The 8,621-nt window shown below is 43.0% G+C and carries 8 protein-coding genes; 5 read left to right on the top strand and 3 right to left on the bottom strand.

The genetic code is table 11. The features are described 5' to 3' along the window. Nucleotides 1–172 precede the first annotated feature (172 nt). Nucleotides 173–1,006 (bottom strand): MarR family transcriptional regulator, encoded by an 834-nt coding sequence (locus tag FWF39_RS06785; protein ID WP_343382686.1) that lies wholly within the window; start codon nucleotides 1,004–1,006, stop codon nucleotides 173–175. Nucleotides 1,007–1,105: 99 nt separating this feature from the next. Here FWF39_RS06785 and FWF39_RS06780 point away from each other — a divergent pair, with 99 nt between their 5' ends. From FWF39_RS06780 to FWF39_RS06765, 4 genes are all read left to right on the top strand, one after another. Then, nucleotides 1,106–1,810 (top strand): energy-coupling factor ABC transporter permease, encoded by a 705-nt coding sequence (locus FWF39_RS06780; RefSeq protein ID WP_343382685.1) that lies wholly within the window; start codon nucleotides 1,106–1,108, stop codon nucleotides 1,808–1,810. Further along, on the top strand, nucleotides 1,800–2,312 hold the full coding sequence (locus FWF39_RS06775) for an energy-coupling factor ABC transporter substrate-binding protein (protein WP_343382684.1): 513 nt from the start codon (nucleotides 1,800–1,802) through the stop codon (nucleotides 2,310–2,312). The genes FWF39_RS06780 and FWF39_RS06775 overlap by 11 nt, the downstream gene beginning before the upstream one ends. Nucleotides 2,313–2,482: 170 nt before the next feature. Next, entirely contained in the window at nucleotides 2,483–3,280 is a 798-nt protein-coding gene (cbiQ, locus tag FWF39_RS06770) for a cobalt ECF transporter T component CbiQ (RefSeq protein WP_343382683.1), read from the top strand. Next, complete coding sequence (locus FWF39_RS06765; RefSeq protein ID WP_343382682.1) at nucleotides 3,281–4,147, top strand: ATP-binding cassette domain-containing protein; 867 nt, start codon at nucleotides 3,281–3,283, stop codon at nucleotides 4,145–4,147. An 11-nt stretch (nucleotides 4,148–4,158) separates the two neighbouring features. Here FWF39_RS06765 and FWF39_RS06760 read toward each other — a convergent pair whose 3' ends face one another. Together FWF39_RS06760 and FWF39_RS06755 are read right to left on the bottom strand one after the other, a co-directional pair. Next, a complete protein-coding gene (locus FWF39_RS06760) occupies nucleotides 4,159–5,985 on the bottom strand; it encodes a cation-translocating P-type ATPase (protein ID WP_343382681.1) in 1,827 nt (608 codons plus the stop codon). 16 nt (nucleotides 5,986–6,001) lie between these two features. Then, nucleotides 6,002–6,355 (bottom strand): metal-sensitive transcriptional regulator, encoded by a 354-nt coding sequence (locus FWF39_RS06755; protein WP_343382680.1) that lies wholly within the window; start codon nucleotides 6,353–6,355, stop codon nucleotides 6,002–6,004. A gap of 171 nt (nucleotides 6,356–6,526) precedes the next feature. Here FWF39_RS06755 and FWF39_RS06750 point away from each other — a divergent pair, with 171 nt between their 5' ends. Next, the gene (locus FWF39_RS06750; RefSeq protein WP_343382679.1) at nucleotides 6,527–8,569 is read left to right on the top strand and encodes a putative cobaltochelatase; all 2,043 of its coding nucleotides are present in this window, start codon (nucleotides 6,527–6,529) and stop codon (nucleotides 8,567–8,569) included. The last annotated feature ends 52 nt before the right edge of the window (nucleotides 8,570–8,621 follow it).

Below are 8,621 nucleotides of genomic sequence, written 5' to 3'. Positions count from 1 at the left end.
TGATTGTTGAGCCAAACGGCCGCGAATACTTGTGTGCTCTTCCAAAGAAAACTGAGGAAATCTGGGAAGTATTCAAAGACCTAATACCCAAAACCTATGGGTAACAAAGCAAAGTTCCGGATAAAAAAGTAATTGGAGATTATAAAAAAGGGTTGGTTGTTTTGTTGTTAGGTTATAGTTGTGCGTCTTTGACTTCGTAGATTATGTTGCCGCCGGATTTCATGTTGATTTGATCGATTTCTTGGATCATGCGGTTAACCATTCGGCCTACTACTAGTACAAAGACGTTTAGACCTCTTGATGCAGCGATGGCTGCTGAGTGGCTGATTCCAAATTCAATGTCTGCTTTGCGTCCTAGTTTGTTGAGGACTGCTCGACCGACTGCTCCCATAACACCTATTCTATCGGGGTTGAACTCGTTATAGTATGCTTGTATTTTTGTCATGTCTGTTGCGTTGGAGCCGCCTTTGCGGATGCTGGGCAGTTTTACGATGAGGATTTTTCCTTGGTTAACGTGGAGTTTGCCGTGGAGTTCTTTTAAGCCCAAGTCTTCGCCTGGTTGTGCATCGGTGAGGGCTATGCCTCTGGCTTGGGTTTGTGGGTTGTTGATGGGCGAGGTGTACATAACGCCTTCTTTCATAATTAGTCCCACTTCTTCGCCAGCTTTGACGGGTTGGGTGGCTATAGCTGGCCAGGCATGTTCAATTTTTAGTTCCTGCTTGATTTCTTTAACATAGCTCTCTAGGCCTTGCATGTCTTCGCGAAGCTTAGTTACTCCTTTGGGGGTTAGGCGGTAGTCGGCACGTTCACTGCCTGACTCAAGGAGGCCTTCTTTGCTGAGTTTTTTAAAGTATTTGCTGATGGCTTGAATGGTTATACCTAGTTTGTCGCTTATGTCTTTTTGTTTGATGTGGGGTTGATTGCGCATGATTTCGAGAAGGATTTGGAATTTGGTGAATTCTCCTTTGTTTTGGAGTAGCCGGGTGTTGGTTGCTTGTTTCGCCATATTAATTCAACCTGTTGTTGAACTTAGGTTAAACGAAAGTTTATAAGTTTTCGGGTTGGTTGATATACCCAACCATCAAAAGAGAGGAAATTACACAATATGCACATAATGGAAGGTTTTCTGCCATCTCCATGGTGGCAAATATGGTGGGCAATATCTCTGCCTATAGTGGCCTATGGTATCTACAAAGTTGCCAAATTAACAAAAAAAATGCCTGAAATCAAACCGCTTTTGGCGCTAGTTGGAGCATTTGTCTTTGTAATCTCGGCCCTCAAGCTTCCATCTGTAACCGGAAGCAGTTCACACCCAACGGGCACTGGTTTTTCGTCCATTCTTTTCGGACCAGCAATAACCAGTGCCATTTCAGTAATAGTTCTGACATTTCAAGCCTTATTATTGGCTCACGGCGGCATAACGACCCTTGGAGCTAACATTTTCTCCATGGGTATTGTTGGACCCGCAATAGCATTTGCCATATGGTGGCTATTTAAAAAAACTCGCCTTAACCCCTCAATAGGCGTTTTTGTTGCAGTTGCAGCAGCCGATTTAATGACCTATATCACTACAGCTGTCCAACTTGGTCTTGCATTCCCAACCAACGGTAGCGTTTTTGCTTCCTTTGTAACCTTCTTTAGCATATATGCTATCACACAGATTCCACTAGCCATAGCAGAAGGGATCATTGCTGTTTTGCTCTTTAACTTCCTGGCAAAATACAAAGGCAGTATCCTCCAAAAATTAGGGGTATTAAAAATCCCTCTAACAAACACACAAAACGAGGCGGACTCACAAAATGCAGTATAAATATTACATAGCATTGGCCATAGCAACACCGCTGGCCCTATTTGCCTACATAGTGGCTCTAGGCTATACTCCTCTGTCTGAAGCGTTCATTTCGCTTCCAAATGAAACTGAGATATTGCTGTTCTCAGTTCAAGCAGGTATAATGGCTGCTACGCTAGGGCACTTCATTGGAACTAAAAAGGGCTTAAAATCCATCCGTGCCGCAGGCAAAGCCATTACTGCAAAGCAGCCAATCAAAATGAAGTATGTGTATGTACTGCTCATTGGGCTTGTTTTGGCTATATTCATATTGCCCTTTGTGATTAACGCCGGCGGAGATTTCAGTGGAACAGATGGTCAAGGTCCGGATGAAATTGCCTCAAGCGGTTATAAACCCTGGATTGACCCCTTGGGTTATGAACCTGATGAATTAGGTGAACGTGTCATCTTCTCAGCACAGGTAGCTATCGGAGCCTCAATACTGGGTTATTTCGTTGGATACATGCGGGCAAAACCTCACTAAACCCAACATAACCTGTTCCTCAAAAACATCCGATATCCTTCCTCTTTTTTGGGAAACACCTTCGGGTGTATGAGCAAAGTATAGATACCGCATAAAAGAAGTATGCTTAACTAAGTCAAAATCGGATGGAGTCACGAACTTAACTTGCCAAAAGAGAGGAGACGTACTTATTGAGCCATTCCGAACTTTATACTGAACTAGACCGGTCTGCTTATACTAACGCGTTAGCAAAAAGTAGTCCAATAACTAAAACTTTTTTTGCCCTCTCAGCACTTATAATAAGTGTTTCTGCACCAACTTTTGTTGTTCCTGTTGTAGTGTTTGTAATCTGTACAATTCTGGTCTTAAGCCTTGCTAAGGTTAGAGCTCGTCTTTACTTCAATTTGTTTGTTTATCCCACCTATATGCTTGCGCTTAGCTGTATTTTTTTAGCCCTATTCTTTGGATCTGGCGCAACTCTACTAGAAATCCAGTTTCCTTGGTTTACTTGGTCGATATTTAAAAGTGGCCTCTCTATGAGCATAACTACTTTTCTCAGAGTCGAGGGTGCTCTTTCTTGTCTTTTCTTTCTTGTACTCACTACCTCAATAACTGATCTTTGCGTTCTTCTCCGTCGTATTCGCATGCCCCAAGTTATGGTTGAGTTATCTATGATGATCTATCGCTACATTTTTTTATTTTTAGAAATCTCTGAGCAGATGAGTCTTGCCCAAACACTCCGCCTCAGACGATCCGGTTGGCTAAATCACATACGCGCCCTGTCTATGCTTATTGGTAGTCTTTTCATACGCGTCCTAGATCAGGGAGAGCGGACACTTGCCGCTATGAACGCCCGAGGGTACGATGGTGAAATTCGTATCCTTGAAGACTTTGCTTCTCCAAAAAAACTAGCGCTCTTGGGTATTGTGATCTTTGATGTCTTACTTGTCATCTTGCTATTTTTGACACTAAACATAGGAGTTATCTAAATGATATTTAGCTTAGAAAAATTATCCCATCGCTACTCAGATGGAACATTGGCCATAGATGAGATTTCTTTGAACTTTACCCGCGGCGAACGTGTTGCCTTTTTGGGTACAAATGGTTCTGGAAAAACAACTCTGCTTAACCATCTAAATGGTATTCTAAAGCCTACATCTGGCAACATATACTTTGAAGACAAACCCCTATCATACGATGCTAAATCTTTATTAAATCTACGCAAAAGAGTAGGTTTTGTCTTTCAAGATCCAAATGACCAGCTTTTTGCCTCGTCAGTAAAACAAGACGTAGCTTTTGGGCCTCTAAATCTAGGCTATACTCCTGAGCACGTCAAGCAGCTTGTGGATGATGCACTTACAACTGTTGGAATGACCGAGTTCGCAGACAAACCTCCGCATTTTCTAAGTGGCGGCCAGAAAAAACGAGTCGCACTAGCAGGGGTGCTTGCAATGCAACCCGAAGTTATCATAATGGATGAACCCACCTCAAGCCTTGACCCCATTGCCACAAGTGACATCCTGCATTTATTGCTCAAACTCAACAAAGAAAAGGGCATTACCCTACTATTGGCAACCCATGATGTAGACATGGTTCCTCTATTTGCAGACAAGTTATACATCTTAAATAAAGGCAAAATAGTCTCCGAAGGTACCCCCAAAACAAGCTTCTCAAACACTGAATTAATCCGCAAAGTAAACCTTCGCTCTCCTCGTATAGCGCACCTCTTTGAAGTCCTAAAGAAAGAAAATAATTTGCCCATAGCTGATGAGCTTCCTCTCACCATTAGTGAGGCCAGGCGGGAAATATTGCGCCTCATAGACCAAGCTGTTAAAGAGGCAAAAACTTCTAACTAGTTTTTTCTATTTTACCTTAGAAGCCTAAGTGAATTGGCCATAACGATTAGTGCGTTACTTTCATGAATTATGGCTGCTGTCAATGGCGTTATTAGCCCTTGACTGGATAGGGCTATACCAACAATGTTTACTGCCAGAGCAAATGCAATGTTCTGCTTGATAATTGACATTGTTGTTTTTCCTATTTTAAACATCTGTGGTAGCCTTGATAAATCATCTGAGGTTAACACTATGCCGGCTGTTTCAATAGACGCTTCGGTTCCAGTTAACCCCATGGCAACACCAACATCGGCTTCAGCAAGTGCGGGTGCATCGTTAATTCCATCTCCCACCATAGCAACCGTTAAACCCTTCTCTTTGAGATTTCTAATCTTGTTGACTTTGTCTGCAGGTATCAAGTCAGATAATGTTTCATCGATTGCACAGTTTTCTGCAACTGCTTGGGCAACGCTTTTGTTGTCCCCTGTTAGCATTATGACCTGTTTGACTCCGGTTTGTTTCACTTCTGATAGTATCTCTTTGATGTTTTCTCTGGGTTGATCTGTCAAAGTTATCGCGCCTATCAGATCTTTTTCTTTTGCAACAAGGACAACAGTTGATCGGTCTTGGTTTATCATGTAGTCATGTATGTCATGAGTCAACTGGATATCGTATTTCTGCATGAGTTGTTTATTTCCGGTGACTATACATGACCCGTTGTTGGTGATGCATACCCCTAAACCTGGATGATGCTCAAAGTATTCGGGATGTGAGATATCCATCCCTTTTTTGATTGCTTGCTCCAAGATGGCTTTGGCAAAGGGATGTTCGGAGCATTTTTCTGATGCGGCGGCAAACTGTAAAATTTGGTCAGGTGTGTATTGGCCGAAGCTTTTTATGCTTGTAACTTCGAGTTTGCCCTTGGTGATTGTTCCTGTTTTATCTACTACCAACACTTTGACCTTAGACATTTTCTCCAAGGTTTCTCCATTTCGTATGAGAATTCCTTTTTTTGCGGCGTTTCCAATGCTTGCCACAACAGCCGCAGGTGTTGATAGAATTAGTGCACATGGGCAGGCTATTACAAAGACGGCTGCTGTTCGTAAGATGTTTTGGGTTAACACAAAAATAATCAGGCCTATCACAAGTATGGTTGGTGTAAAGTATTTAGCATATTTATCGGCTGTTCGCTCTATTGGGGCCTTTTTTTCTTCTGCCTCCTTAACTAGGCTGATTATTTTGCCATAGGTGCTTTTTTCGCCAACAGCAGTTGTTGCTACGTATATGGCTCCATGTTGGACTATAGTTCCACTGTAGACCTCTGCGCCTTTTGATTTTTCAGCAGGTACTGATTCACCTGTTACTGAGGCTTGATTGATAGATGCATATCCTTTCTCGATGATGCCATCGACAGGAATCTTTGCGCCTGGCTTAACTAGGACTATTTCTCCGATTTGTACTTCTTCAGGTTTAACTTGACTCTCTTGTCCATCTCTTAGCACTATGGCTGTTTGTGGTTGGCCTTCGAGGAGTTTTTGTATGGATTTGGAGCTTTGTCCCTGGGCATAATCTTCGAGCATTTCTCCGCCTATGAGCATAAGTGCTACCATGGTTGCTGGGAAATATTCTCCACTTATAATTGATGATAGTATGGCTATAGTTGCCAAGGCATCCATGCTAAAGACTCGATTGCGAAGTGACTTAGCGGCGCCATATCCAATGGTGCATAAGGCCATGACTGCTGCGGTAATTTGCATGTAGAAAACTATTGGTGCGGGTAGGATTTCGAAAACTGCTGTTAGCCAGCCTGCTAAACCCAGTATTGTAAAAATAGTTAGGAGCGCTTGTTTTGGTGTCATTGGGGTTCCTTTTTGGTTAGATGAGTTTGGATAGGGCATCTTTTAGTTCTTGGAGGGTTTGTTCTGTTTCGCCTGAGGTGGCTGCTTGTTTTAGGCAGGTTTCTACGTGGTCTTCGAGTACTATGCGGGCGGCTTTGTTTAGTGCGGCTCGTATGGCGATGAATTGTAGGAGAATTTCTGGGCAGGCTTTGTCTTCTTCAACCATTTTTTTGAGGCCGCGGACGTGACCTTCGATTCTGGATAGGCGATCTGATACTTCTTTTCTTTTTTTATGCTGGGCGTGTATATCCCATCCCTCCCGAGGGGATAGGTGTGTTGTGTAGCTATTAATCTTTCTCTTTGTGACTGTTAGTGTTTGGTGTTTTAGCATTAAACCAGGCTTTATTTGGGTGTTGCAACTGCTGTTTTGGTTGAGGGTTGTGGTTTTGTTTGTGTTTTGGTTATATTTGTCAACTTGAGTTTATCAACTAATTATTAACTTATATTAAATAATGGTTTATATGGTTTATTGGTTATCCTTTACCCGGTAGAAAATAAGGAAATGCAATACCAAAACAAAATAGTTTACCCCTTCAGCGCTATTGTCGGCCAAGACAAAATGAAACTAGCGCTGATTCTAAATGTAATCAACCCAAAAATAGGCGGTGTCCTTCTAAGAGGCGAAAAAGGCACCGGCAAATCCTTAACTGTACGCGCCCTAGCAAACCTCCTGCCTGAAGTCGAGGTCATTACTAACTGTCCCTTCCATTGCGATCCAAAAAACCTCAAAGACCTCTGTGACGCATGCGCATCAAAAAATGCAACCAATACCAAATTACCCACCACCAAACGAGTCGTCTCTGTGGTCGAGTTGCCCGTTGGCGCTACAGAAGACCGCCTAGTTGGCACGATTGACATTGAAAAAGCCATAAAAACCGGTGAGAAACACTTCGACCCCGGAATTCTAGCCCAAGCTAACCGCAACCTCCTATACATCGACGAAGTCAATTTACTCGATGACCATTTAGTCGATGTCTTACTTGATGTAGCCGCAATGGGCGTAAACTTTGTTGAACGTGAAGGAGTCTCCTTTAGTCACCCCTCACATTTTGTCCTAATCGGAACAATGAACCCCGAAGAAGGTGAACTGCGCCCCCAACTCCTAGACCGCTTTGCCCTCTCAGTCGAAGTCAAAGGCATACCCTACAGAGAAGCCCGCGCAGAAATAATACGCCGCCGCATTGCATTTGAAAGCAACCCCTCTTCCTTTGTTGCCTCCACCACAGATAGCCAAGAAAGTATACGTCAAAAAATTCTATCCGCAACAGTACTTCTGCCAAAAGTAACCTTGAGCTCCGAACTACTTGATTTAATAACCCAAATTTGTACCGACTTTGCAGTGGATGGCCATCGTGCAGACATAGTTATGTACAAAACAGCCTGCACCATAGCTGCCTACAATGGACGCATAGAAGTTACCGAAGAAGACATAAAAGAAGCGGCCGAACTTGTGCTTCCCCATCGACAGCGACGCCAACCATTTGAAGAACCAAAAATGGAACAACAACAAATCAATGACAGCATCCAAAACTGGAATAATAACAAGCAAACTCAGCCACAAAATAACGATGGTGCTTCAAACAGTGATCCATCAGATAATGATTCATCAAACAATGATGCACCAGACAAACAAGATAAGCAAAATAACCCCGATGAACCCACAAAAGAACAGCTTTTCCAAGCCGATGAACCCTACACCGTAAAACCCCTATCGGCGCCTGTTCTTGATGAAATCGAGCGGCATGGATCAGGTCGCCGTTCAAAGATAATCAGTGATTCTAAACGTGGTCACTATGTTGCAAGTATGCTTCCTCGAGGTAAAGTTACTGATCTGGCTTTCGATGCAACTTTTCGAGCCGCCGCTCCATTCCAGAAGCGACGAAAAGAAGTTGCTGACGGCCCACAGAATGCCCTTCTAATCGAGCGCTGTGATATGCGAGAAAAAATTCGAGAAACAAAGATGGGCAATCTGATTATGTTTGTAGTCGATGCTAGCGGCTCTATGGCTGCCGAGGAACGTATGAGCGCAACTAAGGGTGCAGTTCTTTCACTTTTATTAGATGCCTATCAACGTAGAGATCGTGTAGGTATGGTCGTTTTCCGTAAAAACTCGGCAGAACTTGTTCTTCCGCCAACCAACAGTGTCGAGCTGGCCCAAAAACACTTAACCAATTTGCCAACTGGTGGCCGTACGCCCTTAGCTCATGGATTAAAACTCGGTCTAGGTGCTGTGGTCTCTTCCATTCGAACTGATGACATCCCTTTATTGGTACTAGTTTCAGACGGACGAGCAAACGTTAATCTCTACGGCGGCGACCCCGTTGAAGAAGCTAAAAATATTGCCTACGAAATTGCCTCCAAAGGTATACAATCAATCACTATAGATACCGAACAGGGCTTTCTTAACTTTGGATTAGTTAAACAGATTTCTGAAACTATGGGTAGCAAATATTTACGTTTAGACGAATTACGTGCCGCCCCTATAGCTTCTGCTGTTAGAACTCAACTAATTTCTGATCTCTCAAATATATCTACCAATAACTGACTGGAGGTAAAAAATTGAAAAAACCATCCGCTCTATGTTTGACAACATCTGC

Origin of the sequence: Candidatus Bathycorpusculum sp. (assembly GCF_009778815.1) — an archaeon.
Lineage (GTDB): Archaea > Thermoproteota > Bathyarchaeia > Bathyarchaeales > Bathycorpusculaceae > Bathycorpusculum > Bathycorpusculum hydrogenotrophicum.
The sequence above is the reverse complement of the archived record's forward strand: the minus strand, read 5'-3'. Positions and strand labels throughout refer to the sequence as shown.

What these genes read in the sequence shown, in the direction of transcription:
- FWF39_RS06765 (WP_343382682.1), top strand. Translation starts at nt 3,281, where the DNA reads ATGATATTTAGCTTAGAAAAATTATCCCATCGCTACTCAGATGGAACA.
- FWF39_RS06760 (WP_343382681.1), bottom strand. Translation starts at nt 5,985, where the DNA reads ATGACACCAAAACAAGCGCTCCTAACTATTTTTACAATACTGGGTTTA.
- FWF39_RS06780 (WP_343382685.1), top strand. Translation starts at nt 1,106, where the DNA reads ATGCACATAATGGAAGGTTTTCTGCCATCTCCATGGTGGCAAATATGG.
- FWF39_RS06775 (WP_343382684.1), top strand. Translation starts at nt 1,800, where the DNA reads ATGCAGTATAAATATTACATAGCATTGGCCATAGCAACACCGCTGGCC.
- FWF39_RS06755 (WP_343382680.1), bottom strand. Translation starts at nt 6,355, where the DNA reads ATGCTAAAACACCAAACACTAACAGTCACAAAGAGAAAGATTAATAGC.
- FWF39_RS06750 (WP_343382679.1), top strand. Translation starts at nt 6,527, where the DNA reads ATGCAATACCAAAACAAAATAGTTTACCCCTTCAGCGCTATTGTCGGC.
- FWF39_RS06785 (WP_343382686.1), bottom strand. Translation starts at nt 1,006, where the DNA reads ATGGCGAAACAAGCAACCAACACCCGGCTACTCCAAAACAAAGGAGAA.